Raw genomic sequence first — 24,548 nt, 5'->3', positions numbered from 1 at the left:
CACTAGATGAGCATCCTCGTCGACAAGAACACCAAGGTCATCACCCAGGGTATGACCGGCGAAACCGGCAGCTTCCACACCAAGATGGCGCTGGAATACGGCACGCAGATGGTCGGCGGCGTCACGCCCGGCAAGGGCGGCACCACGCACCTCGACCTCCCGGTCTACAACACCGTCGCCGAAGCCAAGGCGATGACCGGCGCAACGGCGTCGGTCATCTACGTGCCGCCCCCCTTCGCCGCCGATTCGATCCTCGAGGCGATCGACGCCGAGATCGAGCTGATCGTCGCGATCACCGAGGGCATTCCCGTGCTCGACATGGTCAAGGTCAAGCGCGCGCTGTCGGGCTCCAAGTCGCGCCTCATCGGCCCGAACTGCCCCGGCGTGCTGACCCCCGGCGAGTGCAAGATCGGCATTATGCCCGGCTCGATCTTTAAGAAGGGCTCGGTCGGCGTTGTCAGCCGTTCAGGCACGCTCACCTATGAGGCGGTGTTCCAGACGTCGAACGCAGGCCTTGGTCAGACGACCGCGGTCGGCATCGGTGGCGATCCGGTCAACGGCACGAACTTCATCGACGTGCTCGAGCTGTTCCTCGCCGACGACGAGACGCAGTCGATCATCATGATCGGCGAAATCGGCGGCGACGCCGAGGAGCAGGCGGCACAGTTCCTCCGCGACGAAGCCAAGCGCGGTCGGTCGAAGCCGATGGCAGGCTTCATCGCCGGTCGTACGGCGCCTCCGGGCCGTCGCATGGGCCATGCCGGCGCGATCGTGTCGGGCGGCAAGGGTGACGCGGAGAGCAAGATCGCGGCGATGGAAGCTGCCGGGATCAAGGTCTCGGAAAGCCCCAGCCTGCTCGGCGAGACGCTGCTGAGCGTGTTGAAGGGCTGATTTAACTACCCCTCTTCCGTTCGGGGAGAGGGAAGGAGCTGCCTCTTGGCAGCGGAAGGGTGAGGGCACGTGACCGCCCGTGCCCTCACCCTCCCACCCGCAAGTGCGAGTGGGCCCCTCCCTCTCCCCCGCGGGGAGAAGGACACTGAGGACGAGAACGATGGGCTACGAAGGCCAGGATTTCAGCGATATCGCAGCCGGCGTCAGCCCGGCGTTCGTGGAGACGCTCTACGCCAAGTTCAACGCGGACCCGGCCTCGGTCGAATCCGGTTGGCGCGCGTTCTTCGAGGGTCTCGAAGGCTCCGCGCAGGGCCCGAGCTGGGAGAGCGCCCGCTGGCCGCTCACCACCACCGACGACCTGACCGCAGCGCTCGATCCGACCCAGATGGAGCCCGCGCCCAAGCCCGCAAAGGGGAAACCAGCCCCCGCCGCAGCGGCCCCCGCGCCCGTCTCGAAGGAAGAGATCGCCAAGGCCGCTGCCGACGCGATCCGCGCACAGCTGCTCGTCCGCACCTACCGCGTCCGTGGCCATCTCGCCGCCAACCTCGATCCGCTCGGCCTGTCCAAGCGTGAGATGCCCGAGGACCTGAAGACCGAATATCACGGCTTCTCCGACGCCGACATCGACCGGAAGGTCTATCTCGGCGGCACGATGGGCTTCGAATGGGTCTCGATCCGCGAGCTCGTCGACACGTTGCGCAAGAATTACTGCGGCAATGTCGGCCTCGAATACATGCACATCTCAGACGTCGAGGAGCGCCGCTTCCTCCAGGAGCGCATGGAGGGCCAGGACAAGGCGATCGAATTCTCCACCGACGGCAAGAAGGCGATCCTCACCAAGGTGATCCAGGCCGAGCAATGGGAGAAATTCCTCGGCAAGAAGTATGTCGGCACGAAGCGCTTCGGGCTCGACGGCGGCGAATCGATGATCCCCGCGCTTGAGTCCGTCATCAAGTATGGCGGCCAGATGGGCGTGCGCGAGCTCGTCATTGGCATGGCGCATCGCGGTCGCCTCAACGTGCTGGCCAACGTGATGGCCAAGCCGTTGCGCGTGATCTTCCACGAATTCGCCGGCGGTTCGGCCAACCCCGATGACATCGGTGGTTCGGGCGACGTGAAGTATCACCTCGGCACCAGCACCGATCGCGAGTTCGACGGCCACAAGGTTCACATGAGCCTGGTCGCCAACCCGTCGCATCTCGAAGCCGCCGACCCGGTCGTGCTCGGCAAGACGCGCGCGATCCAGACGCTCAACAACGATCTCAAGGATCACACCGCGGCGTTGCCCGTGCTGATCCACGGCGACGCGGCGTTCGCCGGGCAGGGGATCGTCTGGGAGTGCCTCGGCTTCTCCGGCATCCGCGGCTACAACACCGGCGGCTGCGTCCACTTCATCATCAACAACCAGGTCGGCTTCACGACCTCGCCGCAGTTCGCGCGCTCGTCGCCTTACCCGTCGGACGTCGCCAAGGGCGTCCAGGCGCCGGTCTTCCACGTCAACGGCGACGATCCCGAAGCGGTCACCTTCGCGACCAAGATGGCGATGGAATTCCGCCAGAAGTTCCACCGCGACATCGTCATCGACATGTGGTGCTATCGCCGCTTCGGTCACAACGAAGGCGACGAGCCGTCCTTCACGCAGCCGCTGATGTACGACATCATCCGCAAACACCCCGGCGTCTCGTCGGTGTACGGCGATCGCCTGATCAAGGAAGGCGTGATCGACCAGCCCTGGATCGACGAGAACGTGAAGCAGTTCACGCTCCGTCTCGAGGGCGAGTTCGAAGCCGGGTCCTCGTACAAGCCGAACAAGGCGGACTGGTTCGGCGGTCGCTGGACAGGCCTCAGTGCGCCCACCGACGGTGCGTCGGCTCGGCGCAACGTCGAGACCGGCCTCAGCACGAAGCTGTTCGACTCGCTCGGCCGCACGCTCACGACCGTCCCGGACAGCGTGAAGATCCACAAGACGCTGGCGCGTGTGATCGATGCCAAGCGCGAGATGTTCAAGTCGGGTAAGGGCTTCGACTGGGCGACCGGCGAAGCGCTCGCGTTCGGTGGCTTGCTCTCGGAAGGCTATGGCGTCCGTCTTTCGGGTCAGGATTCGGGCCGTGGCACCTTCTCGCAGCGCCACGCGGTGTGGGTCGACCAGACCGACGAGCACAAGTACGTGCCGTTGCAGGAGATCGAACACGGCAATTTCGAGGTGCTCGACAGCCCGCTGTCCGAATACGGCGTGCTCGGGTTCGAGTACGGCTACGCGCTCGCCGACCCGAAGACCTTGGTCCTCTGGGAGGCGCAGTTCGGCGATTTCGTCAACGGCGCGCAGATCATGATCGATCAGTTCATCACGTCCGGCGAGTCGAAGTGGCTCCGCGCCAACGGCCTCGTGATGCTGCTCCCGCATGGCTACGAAGGGCAGGGGCCAGAGCATAGCTCGGCACGTCCCGAGCGCTTCCTCCAGTCCTGCGCGGACGACAACATCCAGGTCGCGAACTGCACCAGCCCGGCGAACTATTTCCACCTGCTTCGCCGGCAGATGCATCGCAACTTCCGCAAGCCGTTGATCGTGATGACGCCGAAGTCGTTGCTGCGTCACAAGCTGGCGGTCTCGAATGCCGAGGATTTCCAGGGCGACAGCCACTTCCGCCGTCTGCTGTCGGATACCAATCCGGCCGCCGACGTCGATACGAAGCGTCTGGTCCTGTGCACCGGCAAGGTCGCGTACGACCTGATCGAGGCACGCGATGCGGCGGGTGACACCGACACGCAGATCGTCCGCGTCGAACAGCTCTATCCCTTCCCCGGCAACCCGATCGCCGAGCGCGTCGCACGGATGCCGAACCTGGAAGAGATCGTCTGGGCGCAGGAAGAGCCGAAAAACAACGGCTATTGGTTCTTCGTCGAGCCGCTGATCGAGGAGGCGCTGGCAACGGTCGACTCCCGCGTAAAGCGCGCGCGCTACGCCGGGCGCAACGCCTCGGCATCGCCCGCGACCGGCCTGATGAAGCGTCACCAGGCCGAACAGGGCGCGCTCGTCGCCGACGCGCTCGGCCACTCCGTCCGCGACGAAATCCGCCGCACCCGCGCAAACTGATTGAACCCGCACCCTGGGTTCCTGCGAAAGCAGGAACCCAGGGTGCGGCAGAGTAACCCTAGGCCCCTGCGTCCGCAGGAGCACAAAAGGTAGAAGCAAACATGGCAACCGAAGTCACCGTCCCCGTCCTGGGTGAATCGATCACCGAAGCCACCCTCGGCGAGTGGCTGAAGCAGCCCGGCGACCCCGTCGCGGTCGACGAGCCGATCGCCAGCCTCGAGACCGACAAGGTCTCGGTCGAGGTCCCGTCGCCGGTCGCCGGCGTCATGGGCCAGCACGCCGTCGCCGTCGGCGACACCGTGCAGGTCGGCGCGATGCTCGCCACGATCGACTCGGGTGACGGCGCCGCCGCTGCTCCTGCCAAGGCTCCCGAGCCCGCCGCGACGGCAACGCCAGCCGCTCCCGCCAAGGACGAGTCCGGCGCAGGTTACGGCGACCAGCCCGGCGCAGGCACGAGCGACTCGCCCGCCGCGCTCTCCCCGTCGGTCCGCCGCGCGGTGCTCGAGCACGGCGTCGACCCCGGCACCGTCAAGGGTACCGGCCGCGACGGTCGCATCACCAAGGAAGACGTGACCGCCGCCGCGTCGAGCAAGCCAGCGCCTGCGCCCGCCGCAGCGCCCGCCCCGGCAGCAGCCCCCGCCGCTGCTTCGGGTCGTGGTGAGGAACGCGTGCGCATGACGCGCCTCCGCCAGACGATCGCCAAGCGCCTCAAGGAAGCGCAGAATACGGCGGCCATGCTGACGACGTTCAACGACGTCGACATGACCGCAGTGATCGAGGCACGCGCCAAGTACAAGGACCTGTTCGAGAAGAAGCACGGCGTCCGCCTCGGCTTCATGGGCTTCTTCGTGAAGGCCGCGACGATGGCGCTGCGCGACATCCCGTCGGTCAACGCGTCGATCGACGGCGACGACATCGTCTATCACGACTATGCCGACATCTCGGTCGCGGTCTCGTCGCCGGGCGGCCTCGTCGTCCCGGTGATCCGCGATGCCGACCAGATGTCGGTCGCGACGATCGAGAAGACGATCGGCGACTTCGGCAAGCGCGCCAAGGAAGGCGCGCTCAAGATGGACGAGATGAAGGGCGGCACCTTCACGATCTCCAACGGCGGCGTGTTCGGATCGCTGATGTCGACCCCGATCATCAACCCGCCGCAGTCCGCCGTGCTGGGCCTCCACCGCATCGAGGAGCGCCCGGTCGTCGTCAACGGCCAGATCGTCATCCGCCCGATGATGTACTTGGCGCTCAGCTACGACCACCGCCTGATCGACGGCCGCGAAGCCGTGACGTTCCTGGTGGCGCTGAAAAATGCTATCGAGGATCCGACCCGTATCCTGATCGACCTGTGAGGTAGCGATGAACTGGCGCGACCATATCCATTCGGATCCTGAAATCCTCGGCGGCAAGCCCGTGGTGAAGGGGACGCGGATATCGGTCGAGCTGATCCTCGAATATTTCGCAGAAGGGGCATCCTTCGAGCAGATACTCGAAGCGTATGACCATATTACGGAAGCCGATATCCGAGCCGCGGTCGCCTTTACACACGACTTGCTTGTCAAGGAATCGTCCGCGGCTCGCCGGGAAGCAGCCTGATCGGTGCGGTTTCTCGCCGACGAGAACATGCACAAGGGCGTTGTGATGCGCCTTCGGGCCGCTGGTCTCGACGTAGAATGGATCAGTCACTCGACTCCCGGAGTTAGCGATCGGCACATTCTTCTGAGGCCGGACATCGGGCAACAGGTGTTGATTACAGGCGACAGCGATTTTGGCGACCTGATCTTCAATGGCGGGATGCCGTCACCGAACGCCATTTTCTACGTCAGGCTGGCGCATCTGCTGGTCGAACTCACCGCCGATCGTCTCCTCGCGTTGGTTGAACGCGGTGGCTTCGAAGGCCACATCATTACCATAACCAAGGACGGCGAACGCAGGAAGCCGTTCCCCGCTGGAGCATAACATGGCTGACTACGACTATGACGTCCTCGTGATCGGTGCGGGCCCCGGCGGTTACGTCGCGGCGATCCGTGCAGCGCAGCTCGGCCTGCGCACCGCCTGTGCCGAGTCCCGCGAGACGCTCGGCGGCACCTGCCTCAACGTCGGCTGCATCCCGTCCAAGGCACTGCTCCACGCCTCCGAGATCTACGAGGAGGCCAAGGGCGGCCACATGACGAAGTTCGGCATCGACTTCCAGGGCGTCACGCTGAACCTCGACCAGATGCACGCCGAGAAGGCCAAGGCCGTCAAGGAACTGACCGGCGGCGTCGAATTCCTGTTCAAGAAGAACAAGGTGACCTGGCTCAAGGGCAAGGCCGCGTTCCAGGATGCGCACACCGTCGAGATCGCCGGCCAGAAGGTCACCGCGAAGAACATCGTCATCGCCACCGGCTCGAGCGTGATGCCGCTCCCCGGTGTCGAGGTCGACCAGACGACGGTCGTCGACAGCACCGGCGCGCTCGCCCTTCCGAAGGTCCCCGAGCACATGGTCGTCATCGGCGGCGGCGTGATCGGTCTCGAACTCGGCAGCGTCTGGCGTCGCCTCGGCGCGAAGGTCACGGTCGTCGAGTTCGTCGACCAGATCCTCCCCGGCTTCGACGGCGAAGTCCGCCGCGAGACCGCCAAGCTCTTCAAGAAGCAGGGCATGGAGCTGAAGCTCTCGACCAAGGTCACCGGCGTCACCGTCGCTGACGGCGTCGCGACCGTCACCGTCGAGCCCGCCGCGGGTGGCGCGGCCGAGACGCTGACCGCCGACGCGGTGCTCGTTTCGATCGGGCGGAAAGCGAACGTCGACGGCCTCAACCTCGAAGCCATCGGCCTCGAGCTCAACAAGCGCGGCCAGATCGAAACCGACCACTCGTTCCGCACCAAGGTCGACGGCGTCTGGGCGATCGGCGACTGCATTCCCGGCCTGATGCTCGCGCACAAGGCCGAGGACGAGGGCGTCGCGGTCGCGGAAAACATCGCCGGCCAGACCGGCATCGTCAACGAGGACGTCATCCCGAGCGTCGTCTACACGATGCCCGAGATCGCCGGCGTCGGCCTCACGGAAGAAGCCGCCAAGGCGAAGACCGAGATCAAGGTCGGCAAGTTCCCGTTCGCCGCGAACAGCCGCGCCAAGACCAACCGCGACACCGACGGGTTCGTCAAGATCATCGCCGACGCCAAGACCGACCGTGTCCTCGGCGTCTGGATCGTGTCGTCGCTGGCGGGAACGCTGATCGCCGAAGCCGCCATCGCAATGGAATTCGGCGCGACCAGCGAGGACATCGCCTACACCTGTCATGCGCATCCCACGCATGCCGAGGCGATCAAGGAAGCCGCGATGGCAGTGCAAGGCAAGCCCATACACATTTAGCAAAAGCTAAATGCGTATCTGAGGGGCGTGCCCGGCCGGCGGCACTCCAGCGCCGTCCGACGACAGGGGCTTTGCCCCTGTCCGGCCAAGCAGGGCTTCGCATCTGCGAGTGAAGTAAGTTCGAGAGGGCGTCGGTGGCAATCCACCGGCGCCCTCTTTGCGTTTGCAGCGAGAGAGTTGAAGGTGCAGCGCGAGGGCGGCGAAGGCGAAGGCGAAGGCAAGGGGGCAAAGGTTGAGTTCGATCGGGGGGGATGGATGTTGCCGCAGTTCGCCAGTTCGCCAGTTCGCCAGTTCGCCAGTTCGCCAGTTCGCCAGTTCGCCAGTTCGCCAGTTCGCCAGTTCGCCCACGCCCCGTCCACCCGCAAACCCCAACTCACCCCTTCCCGTCATCCCGGCGAACGCCGGGACCCACGGTTACGGTGGACCCAATGATATCCCCCCATCACTATCCGGTCCGCGACCATGGGTCCCGGCGTCCGCCGGGATGACGGGGGGTAGGAGGGGTAGGGGAAGGAGGTTAGGGGGCAGGGGCGCGATCAAGTGGCAACGTTAACCGCCGCAAGCTCACGATCTGCAAGGTCTTTGACGGCATCACCCACACCAGGCCCTAAGCTCCGGTTTCCTTTAAAACTCACCCACCTACACCCCCTTCCGTCATCCCGGCGAACGCCGGGACCCACGGTTACGGCGGACCCAGCGATATCGCCCCACCATCGCCCGGTCCGCGACCATGGGTCCCGGCGTCCGCCGGGATGACGGGGAAGAGGAACGCAATAACCGAGCGCGATCAGAGTGGCGCGCAACGCGCGGCGAGGCCCGTCAAGGCAAACCCACCCAAACCAAAAACCCGCAAACTTCCGCCCCCGCACCCCCAACCGGAACCAATCCTTAGCAAAGCCAACCTATTAGTCCGCGCAACGAACGAACAAGCAGGTTTCCGTGGCGCTCGATCTCTCCACTCTCTACGTCGTCGCAGGCTTCGGCATGCTGGTCGCCGGGTTCATCCACCTCATCCCCCTCGCGACCGGTCGGTTCGGATCGTGGGCAGGGCTATGGGGCGCCGGCCACCTGATCGCGGGTTGCGGCGCGCTGATGGCGGTGCTCAACGATCGGATCGGCCTCCCCTGGGCGCCCAGCATCGGCAACCCCGCGGTGGTGATGGGCTATGCGCTGATCGCCGGTGCGGTCGTGAAGTTCAGCCGTCCCGACGCGCGCCTCACGTCGATGCTCGCGATCGCCGCGGTCCTTGGCCTGCCGCTGTGGTTCACGCACGACCCGGCGCATTTCCACCTCCGCGTCGCCTATCTCAGCGTCATCCGCGCCGGGTTCGACCTCGTCGTGGTGATCGTCGCCATCCGTCTCGCGCGCCGTGACTCGCTACAGACCGGCTGGATCGTCGCCGCGCTGTTCGCGGTCACCATACCGATGTTCCTCGGCCGCGCCTGGCTCGCTTACGGCGACCGCATCGGCACGCAGTTGACCGGCCGTCACGACGATCTCGGCGCCTGGCTCGCGGCCGGCCAGATCGCCTTCATCATCTTCCGCGCCTTCTCGCTCCTGATCCTCCAGGCCGAGCGTGGCCAGAACCTGCTGCTCGATCAGATGGAGCGCGACTGGCTCACCGGTGCGTTCAACCGCGCTGGCCTGGACCGCATCGCGCAGACCTTCGCCGGCCGCCATGCGCCACGCACGCTGACGGTGATGATGCTCGATCTCGATCGCTTCAAGACGCTCAACGACACGCTCGGCCACGCCGCCGGCGACGCCGCACTCCGCAGCTTTGCAGAGATCGCCCACGACGCCGTCGGCCGACAAGGCCACCTGATCCGTTGGGGCGGTGACGAGTTCGTCTGCGTGCTGCCCGACATCCCGGCGGCGCAGGCCACCATGATCGGCAACCGTATCGCCACCCGGTTCGCGCAGGCCATGGCACCGCGCATGGCCACGCATGGCACGCTCGGCGTCAGCATCGGCGTCGTCGAAGGCGAGCCCGACACGCCGATCGTCGACCTCATCGCAGGCGCAGACCGCGCGATGTACCTCGCAAAGGGCGACCGCCGCCAACCGGCCATCTACATAAAGGCAGCCTGAGCCGCGCGTTTCGGATCGCCCCGAAAGGGCCGCAACGCCACGCGCGGCGTCGCGGCCCTGCACACTCAAGCGGCAGGCGGGTCCTTCTTCGCGGTCGGCTTGCCGAACCCGACGAACAACCGCTCCAACCCCACCGTAACCGAGTCCAGCACCTTCGCGAACTCCGGCGGCAGCGCGTTCGTGTCGCTCCGTGGCGGCTCCCGCGTCTCCCCGGCGAACGGACCATTGCCCTGCGGCTTGGTGGACTCCGTCGCCACGTCCGGCTCGACCTTCGACGCTGCAGGCTCAGCATGTGCCGAGGACGAGGCAGGGGAAGGCGGGGCAGGGGGCGTCGGCGGCGTAGGCCGGGCGCTCGACTTCGCGTCGTGCTTCGAGATAGCCGTCGCCGCAGCCATCAGCCCCGCCGCGATCATCTGCCGCCCGACCGGCGTCCCCATCTGCCGCGCGATGGTAGCAGCGATCCCCGCGAACGGCGCGCCGCCTTCATGCTTGCGACCCTCGTGCTTCCGGCCCTCATGCCTGTGCGCGCCATGCTTGTGCGCGTCATGCGCATGGCCCTCATGGCCCTCATGCCCAGCACCCGAGTGCCCCTGAGCCGCCGCCATCTCGGCCTCGCGCTCGCGCCGCTTCCGCTCGTCCTTCTTCTTGCCCATGTCGTCCTCTGTGCCATTCCGCGTCTGTGTGTACGAACAAGATAATACACCGATACCGGAGTGCAACCCCGGCGCCTTCGCCCCGTCCAGCCGCGACGGTCGCTCAGTTGCCGGACCACGCGCCCGGCAATCGCCACGTCACCTTTTGCGTCGCGTGGCTGACCATCGGCTTGCTGTCGAAGCCAAGCGCCGGCGTGTAGCGCGCATGCCGCATGATCGCGCTGCAGGCCGCCTTGTCGAGTTCGACCTCGCCGCTCGTCACCACGGGCCGGCAATCCGCAACCCGCCCATCGAGGCCGATCGTCCACAGGACCGTCGAGGTCCCTTGCGCACCCTTGCCGACGATCGTCCTCGGGTAATCGTCGGGCCCGATCCAGTATTCGGGCCGCGTCGTCGCCTTGGCAGGCTGGGCGATCCGCGCACGCTCGGTCGGGTCGATCCCCCACTGCTTCGCCGTCGAATCATTGCATTTGGCCAGGGCCTCGAACGCCGCCTTCGCATTCGGCATCGCGAACGCCCAGCCCGACATCTTGTCCGGGGCGATGCGCAGGACGGCATCGGCGGGCAGCGTTTCGAACAGCGTGGCATCGACCTGCATGCGCGTCATCCGCTTCCCTGAAGCCTGCGTCGGATAGCTCTCGTACCGGCTGTCATCCGATCCCCCGCCGACTATGCCGATCTTCGCCTGGCCCAGCCGCATCGTCACGCCACGATCGTTGGTGTAGACCATCAGCTCGAGCGTGGACGCCAGCGGCAGCCGACGCAGCGCGAGAATCGTCTCCGCCTTGCCGGTGCCATAGGTGCGGCCGAGCATGCAGGCGGTCGCGCCAAAATCGATGTTCCACTTGCCCGCCGGCGTCAACGGCGCGGCCGCGGTCGGCTCGGCCAGCGCCGCGGCGGCGGCCAGCCCCAGCATCAGCGGCATCCGGAAATACTCGTCATCGCATCATCCCCTTGCACCCCGTCACGTTTGCCGGTTCTCCAAAATACGCCGCCTGGTTGCAAGCCGCGTCGACGCCTCGATCGCCCGCCGCGCAATCGGCCGCGCAATCGATCGTCCCGGATGAACTGGCACCCGGCCTCATGCATTCCTATCTCTCCCACTAGTCTCCCGATCAGAACAGAAGTAGAACCAGCCTCATGCTGACAAAGATTTCCGTACGCGGCGCGCGCGAGCACAACCTCAAGGACGTCGACATCGACATCCCCCGCGACACGCTCACGGTGATCACCGGCCTCTCGGGTTCGGGCAAGTCGAGCCTCGCCTTCGACACGATCTACGCCGAGGGCCAGCGCCGCTACGTCGAGAGCCTCAGCGCCTATGCCCGCCAGTTCCTCGAACTGATGCAGAAGCCCGACGTCGACCACATCGAGGGCCTGTCGCCCGCGATCTCGATCGAGCAGAAGACGACATCGCGCAACCCGCGCTCGACCGTCGCCACCGTCACCGAGATCTACGACTATATGCGCCTGCTCTGGGCGCGCGTCGGTATCCCGTACTCGCCCGCCACCGGCGAACCGATTGCGGCGCAGACCGTCAGCCAGATGGTCGACCGCGTCATGGCGCTCCCCGAAGGCACGCGCCTGTACCTGCTCGCCCCCGTCGTCCGCGGCCGCAAGGGTGAGTACCGCAAGGAACTCGCCGAGTGGCAGAAGGCAGGCTTCGCGCGCGTTCGGATCGACGGCACGATCCACGACATCGACGAAGCCCCCGCGCTCGACAAGAAGTACAAGCACGACATCGAAGTCGTCGTCGACCGCCTCGTCGTCGGCGGCGAGATCGCCACGCGCCTCGCGGAATCGTTCGAAACCGCGCTGAAACTCGCCGACGGCCTCGCCTATGTCGACCCCGCCGACCCGGTCGAGCCGCACACCCCCAAGTCCGAGATCCTCGGCAACAACGCCCCCGACGGTCGCATCGTGTTCAGCGAGAAATTCGCCTGTCCGGTCAGCGGCTTCACCATCTCCGAGATCGAGCCGCGCCTGTTCTCGTTCAACGCCCCACAAGGCGCATGCCCGGCCTGTGACGGCCTGGGCGAGAAACTGCTGTTCGACGAAGACCTCGTTGTCCCCAACCACATGCTCAGCATCAAGAAGGGCGCGGTCGTGCCCTGGGCGAAATCCAACCCGCCGTCGCCCTATTACATGCAGGTCCTCGGCAGTCTCGCGCGCGAATTCAAGTTCGACATCGAGACCCCCTGGTCCGACCTCCCGCAGGAGGTCCAGAGCGTCATCCTGCACGGCTCGAAGGGCAAGCCCGTCACGCTCACCTTCATCGACGGCAAGAAGAAATACGACGTCAGCAAGCCGTTCGAGGGCGTCATCGGCAACCTCAACCGCCGCATGCTCCAGACCGACTCCGCCTGGATGCGCGAGGAGCTCAGCAAGTACCAGTCCGCCGCCCCCTGCGAGGTCTGCGGCGGCGCGCGCCTGAAACCCGAAGCGCTCGCGGTCAAGATCGCGATGAAGGACATCTCCTACGCCACGCATCTCTCGGTGGTCGACGCGCTCCAGTTCTTCACCGACATGCCGCAGCATCTCGGCGACCAGCAGAACGCGATCGCCGAACGCATCCTCAAGGAGATCGTCGAGCGACTGGGCTTCCTCAACAATGTCGGCCTCGACTACCTCAACCTCGACCGCACCAGCGGCACACTGTCAGGCGGCGAGTCCCAGCGCATCCGCCTCGCGTCGCAGATCGGCAGCGGCCTGTCCGGCGTGCTCTACGTCCTCGACGAGCCCTCGATCGGCCTGCACCAGCGCGACAACGACATGCTCCTCAAGACGCTCCGCCGTCTGCGCGATCTCGGTAACACCGTGCTCGTCGTCGAGCATGACGAGGACGCGATCCGCACCGCCGACTACATCATCGACATGGGCCCCGGCGCCGGCGTCCGCGGTGGCCAGGTCGTCGCGCAGGGCACACTGAAGCAGATCCTCAAGTCGAAAGGCAGCATCACCGCCGACTATCTCAACGGCACGCGCGAAGTCCCCGTCCCCGCCACGCGGCGCAAGGGCAATGGCAAGAAGCTCACCGTCCACAACGCGGTCGCCAACAATCTGCGCGGCGTCACCGCCAGCCTGCCGCTCGGCACCTTCACCTGCATCACCGGCGTGTCCGGCTCGGGCAAGTCGAGCTTCACGATCGACACGCTCTACGCCGCCGCCGCACGCGAGCTGAACGGCGCGCGCATCGTCCAGGGCAAGCACGACAAGATCACCGGCCTCCAGTATCTCGACAAGGTCATCGACATCGACCAGTCGCCGATCGGCCGCACCCCGCGCAGCAACCCCGCCACCTACACCGGCAGCTTCACGCAGATCCGCGACTGGTTCGCCGGCCTGCCGGAATCGCAGGCGCGCGGCTACAAGCCCGGCCGTTTCAGCTTCAACGTCAAGGGCGGCCGCTGCGAGGCGTGCCAGGGCGACGGCGTGCTCAAGATCGAGATGCACTTCCTCCCCGACGTCTACGTCACCTGCGACGTCTGCCACGGCGCGCGCTACAATCGCGAGACGCTCGAGGTGAAGTTCAAGGGCCATTCGATCGCCGACGTGCTCGACATGACGGTCGAGGACGCCGCCGAGTTCTTCAAGGCGGTCCCCCCGATCCGCGACAAGATGGCGATGCTGGTCGAGGTCGGCCTCGGCTACGTCAAGGTCGGCCAGCAGGCGACGACGCTCTCGGGCGGCGAAGCGCAACGCGTCAAGCTCGCCAAGGAACTCTCGCGCCGCGCCACCGGCAACACGCTGTATATCCTAGACGAACCCACCACCGGGCTCCACTTCGAGGACGTACGCAAGTTGTTGGAGGTCCTCCACGCGCTGGTCGAGCAAGGCAACACGGTCGTCGTGATCGAACACAATCTCGACGTCATCAAGACCGCCGACTGGGTCCTCGACCTGGGCCCCGAAGGCGGCGTCAAGGGCGGCGAGATCATCGCCGAAGGCACGCCGGAGAAGGTGGCAAAGGCCAAGGGCAGCTTTACGGGGAAGTATCTGGCGCCGTTGCTGGAGAAGCGGGTAGTGGCGGCGTAATGGCGATCGAAGAAATTAAACGCAAACTGTTCGTGTCTTATAGTTGGACCGATCAAAAGCATATGGATTGGGTAATCCAACTTGCTACTGATTTGCGAACAAACGGGATAGATACTGTTCTTGACAAGTGGCATCTGAGAGAGGGTCAGGATGCTCATGCATTTATGGAGCAAATGGTTACAGATGCAGATGTAAACAAAGTTATTATTATAAGCGACCGGAAGTATGCGGAGCGCGCGGATCAGCGCGTCGGTGGTGTTGGTGCCGAATCTCAGATTATGTCAAGTGAACTGTACGGAAAAGTTGACCAGACCAAGTTTGTTGCCATATGTCGCGAAAATGACGAAAATGACCGAGCAATACTACCCGCATTTCTTCGATCCCGTATCTATATAGATTTTGTTAATGACGATTTGTATGAGGATCGTTTAGAGCAACTATTGAGATGGTGTTACGATAAGCCCTTGTATATTGAACCAGAAATTGGGCAGCCCCCGGCTTTCAGTGATAATAACATATCTCCGGTCATTCGCCGTCAAGCAGAATTTAGCCGAATAACCCGCACTCAACCGGACGGATCGGGTAGTGTAAGCGCGGTAGTAGAGTTCTTTCGTAATATATCGACTGATGAGGCTCTGCCATTTTCTCAAGATGTTGAAGGTGTGCCAAAGGACGAGCAGATCTATAACGATATTCTCGCGTTGCCGGGCTTGATTTCACGCGTAATTACGGTGTTTGAGCAGTCCGTGCGAAAGAGCGAGCTTTCGGCTCAAACTGCTAGCGATGAAATGCATCGCTACCTCGAGCGATTGCTTTCAAAATACGAAGGCGGAAATACCAACTGGAGTGGGGATTTCGTAAAATTTTACGGGCAATTCATGCTTGTAGCGTCGGTAGCCGTTCTTATGGACAATGGTCACGGGCAGGCGGCTGACGCAATACTGGCCGAGCCGTTTGTTTTGGATGAGCATGGCGGCATGACCGCCAAAAGCGTATCGTTTGGTCGGATAGGATCCTATCTACGCTCACTTGAGGCACGAAACGACCGTCTTAAGCTTAGGCGGCTTTCTTTACATGGAGACCTGATTAAACAAGTATGCGATACTGCGGGATTTAGTTTCAGGAACTTTGTACAAGCTGACATAGCCCTGTTCATTCGATCCGCTAATTCAGGAGACCGTTGGTGGCCAGACTCGGCGGTATATGTTTCAGACGCACATGGCGTACTGCCATGGTACATTCGAGCAACAAGTTCAAAAAGTAGAAGCTCGATCCTAAGTTTGCTGGGCCTGAAAACGAAAGCTGATTTAGCGGCGCTGATAGAAAAGTTTAATACGAGACAAATCAAGAATCCGGAGTGGAGCGGAGCTTGGTCTTCTGTTGACGTTGTTCAGCTAACCAATCTTGTTGCAATACTTGAGTCGTGGAAGGACTAAAGCCCCGCCGCCTCTCGCAAAGCCGCATTGATCCGCCCTTGCCAGCCCGGCCCGCCCTCGCGAAACTTCGCCAGTACGTCCGGGTCGATCCGCAACGTCACTTGCTGCTTGGCCCGGTCGCGCAGCGGCGGGCGACCCTTTACGACGCCGTTTGGTCCCAGATAGCCCGTCGCCGGCCGGATCACCTTGCCGTTGATCGCCAATTCGGCATGTTCGAACATCTCGTCCGTCCACTCCGGCGCGTCGTCGTTGGGATCAAGCGAGGTAGCGTTCAAATCGCGTGCGTTCTCGGGCATTGGCCTTCCTCATCGATACGACGCGCCGACCGTCTTCGGCATCGACCCATATTACCACGACCATGCGATCTTCGAGCATGCCGATCGTCGAATAGCGGCGCTCGGGATACGCGACGCGCTCGTCCTCGAACTCGAAAACCGTCCCCGCAAACACCTTGCCTGCATCGGCGAAGTCCAGACCTCGCTCCGCCAGCGTCCAAGCGCGCTTTACCGGGTCGAAGCTGATCTCCACATCCGACCCTTTAGGTAACTACAACAATGTGACCGTCAATGAGAGCATAGCGTGGCATCACACACAGCAAGGGTAATCGCATCGGTAACGGACGCATCTCGGTCGCCAGCGCAAAGCGGAACCCCTGCCGCCGACCGTCCGTTTCCGACGCTGCATCAAAGGACATTCCCATGACCAAGCCTCACCCGCACAAGCCCGCCCCCAGCCCCAAGCCAAAGGCCAAGACCTTCGGCATCAACGCGCTGTCGATCGGGGCCGCGGCGATCGCTCTCGGGGGTGCGTTGCTGGCGGTGTTCCTGCGGTCGAAGGCCAACCCCGCCGAGCATGCCGCGCCCGATCTCGCGCTCGACAAGCCCCGCCCGGGTGCGACCGATCGCGCGCCCGACGCCTTCCGCCCCGACCCCACTGCGGTCCCCACCAAGGCCGAGCGCGAGTCGCTCCGCCCGGCCACCGGCCCGGCCCCGTCGTTCGCCGCGGATCGCGGCTCGACGCTCGGCTGAGACGCCTTCCTGATCCTCCCCCGCAAGGGGGAGGTGGCTGGCGCTTGCCAGACGGAGGGGGAGGGGGCGACCACCTTCGTTCCGTGTCCTCCCCCTCCGTCACCTGCGGTGCCACCTCCCCCTCCGTCACCTGCGGTGCCACCTCCCCCTGGCGGGGGAGGATCGCAATGGCCCGGCCCGTCAAAGCTGATCTCAACGCCACCGCCCCTGCTCCGTCACCCCGGACTGGTTCCGGGGTCCACGGTTCCGCGAACTCGATAGCGGCGGTGTGCGGAACGGTGGATACCGGAACAAGGCTCTCCTGAGCAAAGCCGAAGGGTCCGGTGTGACGGGAGAGGGGCCATCATATCCCCCCGTGTTCTCCTGCGGACGCAGGAGCCCAGGACCAAGCGGGACAGCACTCGTGGCTCCTGGACCCCCGCGTTCGCGAGGGAACAAGACCGCAACTCCAACCCACCGCGGCATCCCGCACCTACCCCATAAAACCGCTGTCCTACACACCCCGATCCGGCATACCTGATCGGTCCTCTCTCAGGCGAGGATCGATCATGGCAAACGCACCCACCCCGGCCGATCCGCGACCCTGCCACTTGGCCAGGCGCGCGGTCCCCGCGCCCAGGCCGCGATACGAACCCCCAATCCCCGACCATCTCCCAGACGCGGTCCGCCACGTCATGGCGTGGCAAGCGCATGTCGACGCCGGCCGCATCGGCAACCGCATCCCCGTATCGCCCGAGATCGCCGCCAACCGCGACCGATGGACCGCACTCGCCCGGACCATGCGCAAGTGACCGCCGCTCTCCATGACCAGGGTGTCGACGCGCCGCCCATCGACTCCTTCACGCGGCAACATCGCCAGCGCATCGACGGCTGGTCGCCCGAGCGCCAGCGCGGCTTCCTCGAACGCATCGCCGAGGGCGCAACCGTCGACGAGGCGACCGCCAGCGTCGGCCTGTCGCCACGCGCCGCGTACAGCCTGCGCCGCCGTGCAGCGGGCGCGGCGTTCGCGCTCGGCTGGGACGCCGCCAAGCTCGTCGCGCGGCCGATCGTCGCCGAGGCGCTGTTCTGCCGCGCGATGCTCGGCCAGATCGAGCGTCTCACGAAGCCCGACGGCGACGTGATCGAACGCCACCGCTTCGACAACCGCCTCGCCATGTCGCTGCTCGCCCGGCTCGATCGCCATGCCGAGGAGAGCGAGACCACCAATGCCGCCGCACGCCTGATCGCGACCGAGTTCGACGCGTTCCTCGACCTCGTCGAGCGCGACGCAGGGCCCGCCCGCGCCGGCCTGTTCCTCGGCGAGCGTGTCCGATCGTCCGACGCAGGGGAGGGGATGGCGCCGATCGTGGCGCTGGCCCGCGCGGACCGCTGGCTTCGCAGCAACGCAGGCCTCGCGTCGGAGATCGACGTCGCCGATCTCGATCCCGCCGCCCGCGCCGGCTGGACCGCCGAGCAATGGGCACGCGCCGAGGCCGCCGGGTTGCTCAGTCTCGCATCCGAACCTGTCGCCAAACCTGCGCCCGCAAAACCTGCGCCAGCGTCTGCACTTTCTGCACTTCCGGCGGTCGAACCGGGCGGACCCGACGGCGAATGTCCGGTCTGGTGGGACGAGTTCACCAGTGCCTGGCGCACCCGCTTCCCGCCGCTGAGCGACTTCGACGAAGGCAATGGCGGCACTTTCGGCGACGACGGTTACAGCCGCGAATGTTCCCGGGAGGAGGCGATCATCCTCGATGCGCCGTACGACCGAGAGACCGCCGAGCGCGTCGTCGTCGAGGGCGCCGACCGTTACAGCTGGTTCATCGGCTATGCGGTGAGCTGCGGGCTGATCGAGGACGACGAGGTCGATGCGGTCGCCGCGACCGATATGGCGCGCGTCGCTGCGCTGGCCCGTGATTTCGATCCGGATCGCCCGAGAAAGCCTGACCCAGAACCCCGTAACGACGCTTCGTCCGGCGCCGGTCCCGGCCAGTCGCCCGGCCAGCCGCCCGGCCAATCGCACACCGCACCCAATCTGGCGCCGACGCCTGCGGACGCTGCACCCAAATCCGCCACCGGGCGTTCTCCCGCCATACGCATAGTCAACGGAGTACCCCCATGAGCATCTTCAGCAAGATCAAGTCCGCCATCTTCGGTGAGCACGGCCCGCTCGGCAGCGGCCATTTTGGCACGCCCAAGGCTGCGCCCGCACCGGCACCCGCGCCCGCACCGCAGACCACGGCCGCCCAGCCTGCACCGACGCCCGCCGCCCCGACCCCGCAGGCTGCGCCTGCCGCGCCCGCCCAGGCTGTCGACGTCGAGGCCGTCCTCGCTGGCATCGCCTCGAAGAAGGGCTCCGATCTCAACTGGCGCACCTCGATCGTCGACCTGATGAAGCTGCTGGATCTCGATTCGAGCCTCGACAACCGCAAGGAGCTCGCCACCGAGCTCGGCTACACAGGCGCTAAGGACGGCAGCGCCGAAATGAACATGTGGCTGATCAAGGCCGTGATGCGCGAGCTGGAGAAGAACGGCGGCACCGTGCCAGCCAACCTCAAGGATTGATCTGGGATAGGCGCCGGCAACCAAATGATGGCGCCGATCATTACGCTTCCAGTATCAACCTACTGAAAGGACACGAAATGCGCGTTGCGATGCTGGGCCTGTTGGCCGCCTCCACCATGGTCGCCGGTTGCGTCGGCGACGGAGGCAGCCGCTACGGCGTCGACCCGCGCTACCGCTCTTACGACTATAACCGGGTAGATCCTGCATACGGCGGCTACGACGCCGGCCGCTATTACCGCGACGATGCGCGGTATCGCGAGCGCCGCCTGTCGCGCAACGACCGTGTCTATCGTGGCAATGACGGCCGGTATTATTGCCGCCGCAACGACGGCACCACCGGCCTGATCGTCGGCGGAGTCGCAGGCGGCGTGCTCGGCAACGTCATCGCTCCCGGTGGCTCGGGCCTGCTCGGCACCGTCCTCGGTGCGGCCGGCGGCGCGCTCGCAGGGCGTGCGGTGGATCGCTCCAGCAACGACACCCGCTGCCGTTAAATCCCTCGACCGGCGCCGAAATATCGGCGCCGGTCGTTTTAAATTATCGCTGCGACCCGCGGCGCGCGCGAAAATATTATCTGCGTAAATCGACGCAGTTCTTGACCCATTTTACCGGCAAGATTTGCAATTCGGGCGGTCTTGGCCCATATAGCGCTCAGCTACAGTCGCATATCGACGGTTCTTGGCGCTTTGCGGCACCTTTCTCCTTCTTTCCCTGCTCCGCGGCACGGGTCGCCCGAACGTCGGGTTACTCTCTACTAAGAAGGAGCCACTTCATGGCTATCACCGGAACCGTCAAGTTTTTCAACGCCGACAAGGGCTATGGCTTCATCGCGCCGGATGGCGGCGGCAACGATGCATTCGTGCACATCACCGCGGTTGAGCGCGCCGGCATGCCGACGCTGAACCAGAACCAGCGCGTCACCTACGAGCTCGAGCCCGACAAGCGTGGCAAGCAGTCGGCCGTGAACCTCCAGCCAGCCGATTGATCTCGCTGGCGGATTATTGTCCGCCAACCTGATCTCGGTTGCGATGCGGCGGCCATTACGGTCGCCGCATCACCCCTTTGAAATTTCCCGCAGGAGCGCACCAGCATGGCCGATAATCCAGAATTTTACCGGGCCCGTGCTGATGAAGAGCGTCGCAACGGCGATGCCGCCCTCCTCGACAACGTCCGCGATCGCTGCCGCCGCGCCGAAAAGGCGTGGGACGACATGGCCTCACGCGCCGAACGCACCCAAATCCTCCGCGCCGCCCGCGAAGCCGCTCCCCCCGGTGGCGAGCGCATGATGATCGGCACCCCGTCGATGGTCCCCGCCGAATAGGCTCGATCTCCAAGGTTCGATTTGTTTTTAGTAGAACCCGGATGCAGCGATGCACCCGGGTTTTTCTTTGTGTCTTTGTGCGAAACAACTTCTGAGGAACGTCAACTCCGAGGCCGCTTACGCAGCACCGTGGAAGGTTGCCGCAACTTACTTCAGTGGCTTACCCGAATCCTTCCACCGGTCGAGGATCTGCGACTCTGGCGGTAGCATGTCGGAAGCAGCCGGTATTGCGGGTGTCTGAGTAGCAGGCTTGGCCTGCGCAACAGTCGCTACCACCGTAGCCGGCACTGGGACGGAGACAGCTCCAGCCGTGGCAGCTGCGATCATCTGCGGTGTGGGCGGCGCAATCGGTTGCACTGACATATGTGGCCCAGGCACCGGTTCACCACCGGCGTAACGCTGGCTAAACGCGGCCGAAGTACCCCAATACCCCTTCCACCGATGAAAGAAATGCGCACCGACGACATCGGTCATCACCATGCTCCGGTTCCACGCAGGCGTCACAGCATAGGTATGATAGTGCGTCGCCAACCCAATCGGTGCGTAGACATAGCCGGCCAGCGCCATACCTGCCGCGCGCGCTGCGCGGACCCACGCCCCGCGCGCCGGCACCCGAGTCATCGCGCCGTCGCACGCGAAGCTAAACTGGCACCCTGCGTGTTCGGAGCCTTGGTAAACCACGCCGCACACCGTTCCCGGGAAGGCAGGATGCCGCGCACGATTGAGGACGACTTGCGCGACCGCCTGCTGGCCCACATCGGGTTCCGACGCCGCTTCGTAATAGATCGCCGCGGTGAGGCATTGCAGCGCGCGGTCGCGGTCCAGCGCCGATGCGCCTGCCATCGAGAAAGGCCGTGCGGGGACGATGCCCGCGTCGAGCGTCGCACCGGCCGGGATTGGCAAATCCGGGAGGTCGATGGTCCCCGTAACACCAGCCGCAGGAGCGGCGATCTCCTGCTCGGCCAGCGTAGCGGCGGGGGCCGTGACCTGTACCGGAGAGGCGACGCTGGCGCGGTCGTTCGCCGCGTTCCGGGCCGATATCGCCCGGAGTGCGGCGTGGGCAGAGATTCCGGCACCTATGATCAACAACGTGACGACCATCGCCGCCCAGATGCGCTTCATCAACCGAACCGTCTGCAACCGAACGCGCAATCGCTTTCCTCGTACTTGCCTGTCGAGCCGGGCATAGCCGATTTGGCCGGACCGATCGCGCACGGATTCAATCCGTCCCACCGCGGGACGGACGGTCACCGTAGCAGCAAGCGCTTACCGTAAGGTTGCGGTGTCGAGCTTCAGCGCGGCTTCGGGGATGACCTCGACGTTCGGATAGGCTTTGCGCAGCGGTTCGATGAACTGCTTGGCGTCGCCCACCACGACGATGCTCGCTGCCTTCGGGTCGAGCAGCGCGACCGCCGCGGCTTGTACCGCCGCCGGATCAACGGCGCCCACTGAACCGGTGTAGCGCTGGAGTTCGCCGAGCGGCACGCCGTTCTGGACATAGGCGCCCAAAATCCCGGCAACGCCCGACGTCGTCTCGATCCCGCGTCCGAAATTGCCGACGAGCACGGCCTTGCGGGTATCGAGTTCTGCAGCGGGCACGGGAGACGCCCCCATCCGCGTCATTTCGGCGGCGATCAGCGTCACGACTTCGGCTGCCGTCGGGTTCTTGGTCTGAGTCCGCGCCGCGACCGTGCCCTGCGTCTTCCCCGCATCGAGCCCGCTGCCCGCGCCGTACGCAAGCCCGCGCTTGATCCGGATCTCCTGGTTCAACCGCGACGAGAAGCCGCCGCCCAGGACGGTATTGCCGACCGCGAGCGGATAATAGCGTGCATCCGACCGCGCGATCGCAGGACGCGCAACCACGACGCCCGCCTGACCCGCTTCCGGCATGTCGACGACGATGACACGAGGTTTCGGGTACGTGACCTGTGGCGCGCTCGCGGTTGCCGTGCTGGTCGATTTCCAAGAACCGAACTGCGCCTCCGCCAAAGCCTTGGCGCGCGCGGCAGTGATGTCGCCTACCATGATCAGCGTTGTCTGGCCCGGCTGGAAACTCCGCGCATACGCCGCCGTGATGTCGGCCCGCGTGATCGCCTTCAACGACAGCGGCGTGCCCCCGTTCGGCGCACCATAGGGCGACGCCCCGAGCACGGCACGATCCGCAACCAGACCCGCGACCTGCGCCGGATCCTTCAACGCCAGCGTCACCGCATCGACCTGCTGCGTCCGTGCCCGTTCGATCTCCTCGGGCGCAAACGCCGGGTTGATCGCGACGTCGGCGAGGATCGCCATCGCCGGCGCGAGCTGGTCCGACTTCACCGTCACGTCGACCGCGGCGCCATCGCTGCCAGCCGAGCTGCCGATCGACCCGCCAAGTCCCTCGACCGCACGTGCGATCTGCGTCGCCGAGCGCGTCCGCGTGCCCTTAGTAAGCAGTTCCGCCGACAAACTGCTTACGCCGGCCCGGTTAGCCGGATCGGTCGCTGCACCACCGGCAGTCACCAGATACGCGGTGACGATCGGCAGGTCGTGCCGCTCGACCGTCACCAGCCGCATGCCGTTGGCGAGCCGCGTTTCGACCGGCTGCGGGATCGTCGGGGAAACCGACGCGCTCGGCGCGGGCGGCTGGACGCGCTGCCCCTCAGGCGCGGGCGTCACGATCTCGATGTTCGCCGGCGCCTTCAGGTCGGCAACCTGCACCGTCGGTGCAACCGTGATCGCATCCGCGACACCGCCCGCAGGCTTGGCCGAAAGCGGCATGTACCGGATCGTCGCCGACTGGTTGTCGCCGAGGTACTTCCGCGCAACCCGCTGGATATCTGCCGCCGTCACCCGCGCGATGGCCGCCAATTGCTTGTCAGCCGCCTGCGGATCGCCGTCGACCAGCACTGCAGACGCCAGCGTACTTGCCTTGCCTTCGGCCGTCTCGCGCGACTGGATCGACTGGGTAAGGATCTCGTTCTTCGCCTCCGCTAGTTCGGCGGTGGTCACCGGCGCATCGCCGAACCGAGCGATCTCGCGCTTCAACGCGGCTTCACCCGCCTCGACCGTCTTGCCGCCCGCGAGGATCGCATACACGACCATGTTGCCGGTCGCCTGCTTGGTATCCAGGAACGCTTCGGCCGACTGCGCAAGCTGGTCACGGTACACGACGCTCTCGTACAACCGCGAACTCTCGCCGGTCGCCAGCACCGCCTTCAGCACCGTCAACGCGGCGATATCCGCATCGCGGTCCGCCGGCACATGATAGCTGACCAGCACCGCAGGCAGCGGCGTGTTCGGCTCGTACACCGTGCGCGTCACGGCTTGGGTTCGCGCAGGCTCGGCCACCGTCACGCGCGGGATCGCTGCGCTCGGCTTCTTGATGCCCGCGAAATACTGGTCGACCCAGCCGTTCAACTGCGCCGGATCGAAATTGCCCGACACCACCAGGATGGCATTGTCCGGCCGATAATAGGTCGCATGGAACGCCCGGACGTCGTCGATCCCGGCGGCCTCCAGATTTTCCAGGCTGCCGATCGTTCCACGCGCATAAGGATGTGTGGAATAGGCAAGTGCCGGATAATAGAGCGAGAACAGCTTGCCGTACGGCCGCGCGAGCGTGCTCTGGCGCAGTTCCTCCTTCACCACGTCGCGCTCCGAGCCGAAGCTCTTGGGCTCGACGACGAGGCTCGCCATCCGGTCCGCCTCCGCGAACAGCAGACGCTGGAGGTGGTTGGCCGGAATCACTTCGTAATAATTGGTATAGTCGTCGTTGGTCGACGCATTGTTATAGCCGCCGACATCCTCGGTCAGCCGATCCATCTGCTCCGACACCAGGTTGCGCGTCGACTTGAACATCAGATGCTCGAACATATGCGCGAACCCGGACTTGCCCTTGGGATCGTCCTTCGAGCCGACGTCGTACCACACCTGCACCGACACGTTTGGCGTGCCCGTGTCACGGATCGCATACACCCGCAGGCCGTTCGGCAGCGTGCGCTCGGTATAGGCGATCGGCTTAACCGAAACCTGCGTCGGGGTAGGTGCGGTCTGCGCCCCCACCGCTACCGGGAAAGAAGCTGCGGTCAGCAGCAAAGCGGAGCGGAGAAGGCGCATCGGGA

Annotated in this window: 22 protein-coding genes; 16 read left to right on the top strand and 6 right to left on the bottom strand. The window is 65.0% G+C overall.

What is annotated here, in order from left to right; translation table 11 throughout:
- Positions 1-6 precede the first annotated feature (6 nt).
- The 7 genes from sucD to C8J39_RS04150 all read left to right on the top strand — a co-directional run bounded on the left by sucD (position 7) and on the right by C8J39_RS04150 (position 9,431).
- Entirely contained in the window at positions 7-891 is an 885-nt protein-coding gene (gene sucD, locus C8J39_RS04180; RefSeq protein ID WP_056047458.1) for a succinate--CoA ligase subunit alpha, read from the top strand.
- A gap of 160 nt (positions 892-1,051) precedes the next feature.
- Positions 1,052-3,985, top strand: coding sequence for a 2-oxoglutarate dehydrogenase E1 component (locus tag C8J39_RS04175; protein WP_120299360.1), 2,934 nt, complete (start codon positions 1,052-1,054; stop codon positions 3,983-3,985).
- A gap of 101 nt (positions 3,986-4,086) precedes the next feature.
- On the top strand, positions 4,087-5,337 hold the full coding sequence (gene odhB / locus C8J39_RS04170; protein WP_060524044.1) for a 2-oxoglutarate dehydrogenase complex dihydrolipoyllysine-residue succinyltransferase: 1,251 nt from the start codon (positions 4,087-4,089) through the stop codon (positions 5,335-5,337).
- Positions 5,338-5,344: 7 nt separating this feature from the next.
- Positions 5,345-5,581, top strand: a complete 237-nt coding sequence (locus C8J39_RS04165; protein WP_056484551.1) for a DUF433 domain-containing protein — start codon at positions 5,345-5,347, stop codon at positions 5,579-5,581.
- 3 nt (positions 5,582-5,584) lie between these two features.
- The gene (locus tag C8J39_RS04160) at positions 5,585-5,944 is read left to right on the top strand and encodes a DUF5615 family PIN-like protein (protein ID WP_120299359.1); all 360 of its coding nucleotides are present in this window, start codon (positions 5,585-5,587) and stop codon (positions 5,942-5,944) included.
- A 1-nt stretch (position 5,945) separates the two neighbouring features.
- Positions 5,946-7,340, top strand: coding sequence for a dihydrolipoyl dehydrogenase (gene lpdA / locus C8J39_RS04155; protein WP_120299358.1), 1,395 nt, complete (start codon positions 5,946-5,948; stop codon positions 7,338-7,340).
- A gap of 939 nt (positions 7,341-8,279) precedes the next feature.
- Positions 8,280-9,431 (top strand): GGDEF domain-containing protein, encoded by a 1,152-nt coding sequence (locus tag C8J39_RS04150; protein ID WP_120299357.1) that lies wholly within the window; start codon positions 8,280-8,282, stop codon positions 9,429-9,431.
- Between the two features lie 65 nt (positions 9,432-9,496).
- On the opposite strand, the gene C8J39_RS04145 is transcribed toward C8J39_RS04150, so the two are convergent.
- Positions 9,497-10,084, bottom strand: coding sequence for a hypothetical protein (locus C8J39_RS04145; protein WP_120299356.1), 588 nt, complete (start codon positions 10,082-10,084; stop codon positions 9,497-9,499).
- 103 nt (positions 10,085-10,187) lie between these two features.
- A complete protein-coding gene (locus C8J39_RS04140; protein WP_120299355.1) occupies positions 10,188-11,009 on the bottom strand; it encodes an energy transducer TonB in 822 nt (273 codons plus the stop codon).
- A 215-nt stretch (positions 11,010-11,224) separates the two neighbouring features.
- Here C8J39_RS04140 and uvrA point away from each other — a divergent pair, with 215 nt between their 5' ends.
- Together uvrA and C8J39_RS04130 are read left to right on the top strand one after the other, a co-directional pair.
- Positions 11,225-14,119, top strand: coding sequence for an excinuclease ABC subunit UvrA (gene uvrA, locus C8J39_RS04135; RefSeq protein ID WP_120299354.1), 2,895 nt, complete (start codon positions 11,225-11,227; stop codon positions 14,117-14,119).
- On the top strand, positions 14,119-15,555 hold the full coding sequence (locus C8J39_RS04130) for an SEFIR domain-containing protein (protein ID WP_120299353.1): 1,437 nt from the start codon (positions 14,119-14,121) through the stop codon (positions 15,553-15,555). Before uvrA ends, C8J39_RS04130 begins: the two co-directional genes overlap by 1 nt.
- Here the strand turns inward: C8J39_RS04130 and C8J39_RS04125 are convergent.
- Positions 15,552-15,851 carry a BrnA antitoxin family protein gene (locus C8J39_RS04125; RefSeq protein ID WP_120299352.1) on the bottom strand — a complete coding sequence of 100 codons (300 nt, stop codon included), beginning with the start codon at positions 15,849-15,851 and terminating at the stop codon, positions 15,552-15,554. The genes C8J39_RS04130 and C8J39_RS04125 overlap by 4 nt on opposite strands.
- Complete coding sequence (locus C8J39_RS04120; RefSeq protein WP_120299719.1) at positions 15,811-16,083, bottom strand: BrnT family toxin; 273 nt, start codon at positions 16,081-16,083, stop codon at positions 15,811-15,813. The genes C8J39_RS04125 and C8J39_RS04120 overlap by 41 nt, the downstream gene beginning before the upstream one ends.
- Positions 16,084-16,253: 170 nt before the next feature.
- On the opposite strand from C8J39_RS04120, the gene C8J39_RS04115 reads away from it, so the two are divergent.
- From C8J39_RS04115 to C8J39_RS04090, 7 genes are all read left to right on the top strand, one after another.
- Positions 16,254-16,583, top strand: a complete 330-nt coding sequence (locus C8J39_RS04115) for a hypothetical protein (protein ID WP_120299351.1) — start codon at positions 16,254-16,256, stop codon at positions 16,581-16,583.
- Between the two features lie 548 nt (positions 16,584-17,131).
- On the top strand, positions 17,132-17,374 hold the full coding sequence (locus C8J39_RS18455) for a hypothetical protein (protein ID WP_132833308.1): 243 nt from the start codon (positions 17,132-17,134) through the stop codon (positions 17,372-17,374).
- On the top strand, positions 17,371-18,684 hold the full coding sequence (locus C8J39_RS04110) for a hypothetical protein (protein ID WP_120299350.1): 1,314 nt from the start codon (positions 17,371-17,373) through the stop codon (positions 18,682-18,684). Before C8J39_RS18455 ends, C8J39_RS04110 begins: the two co-directional genes overlap by 4 nt.
- Complete coding sequence (locus C8J39_RS04105) at positions 18,681-19,127, top strand: DUF3597 domain-containing protein (RefSeq protein WP_120299349.1); 447 nt, start codon at positions 18,681-18,683, stop codon at positions 19,125-19,127. The genes C8J39_RS04110 and C8J39_RS04105 overlap by 4 nt, the downstream gene beginning before the upstream one ends.
- A gap of 77 nt (positions 19,128-19,204) precedes the next feature.
- Positions 19,205-19,618, top strand: coding sequence for a glycine zipper 2TM domain-containing protein (locus C8J39_RS04100; RefSeq protein WP_156362209.1), 414 nt, complete (start codon positions 19,205-19,207; stop codon positions 19,616-19,618).
- 278 nt (positions 19,619-19,896) lie between these two features.
- The gene (locus C8J39_RS04095; protein ID WP_031394996.1) at positions 19,897-20,109 is read left to right on the top strand and encodes a cold-shock protein; all 213 of its coding nucleotides are present in this window, start codon (positions 19,897-19,899) and stop codon (positions 20,107-20,109) included.
- A 105-nt stretch (positions 20,110-20,214) separates the two neighbouring features.
- Positions 20,215-20,445 carry a hypothetical protein gene (locus C8J39_RS04090; protein WP_056060610.1) on the top strand — a complete coding sequence of 77 codons (231 nt, stop codon included), beginning with the start codon at positions 20,215-20,217 and terminating at the stop codon, positions 20,443-20,445.
- A gap of 147 nt (positions 20,446-20,592) precedes the next feature.
- Here C8J39_RS04090 and C8J39_RS04085 read toward each other — a convergent pair whose 3' ends face one another.
- Together C8J39_RS04085 and C8J39_RS04080 are read right to left on the bottom strand one after the other, a co-directional pair.
- Positions 20,593-21,567, bottom strand: a complete 975-nt coding sequence (locus tag C8J39_RS04085) for a cell wall hydrolase (RefSeq protein ID WP_120299348.1) — start codon at positions 21,565-21,567, stop codon at positions 20,593-20,595.
- A 144-nt stretch (positions 21,568-21,711) separates the two neighbouring features.
- Positions 21,712-24,543 (bottom strand): pitrilysin family protein, encoded by a 2,832-nt coding sequence (locus tag C8J39_RS04080; RefSeq protein ID WP_120299347.1) that lies wholly within the window; start codon positions 24,541-24,543, stop codon positions 21,712-21,714.
- Positions 24,544-24,548: the final 5 nt, after the last annotated feature.

This window comes from Sphingomonas sp. PP-CC-1A-547 (assembly GCF_003610375.1).
Classification (GTDB): Bacteria; Pseudomonadota; Alphaproteobacteria; order Sphingomonadales; family Sphingomonadaceae; genus Sphingomonas.
Note: the sequence above shows the minus strand (reverse complement) of the source record. Positions and strands in the feature narration are given on the sequence as shown.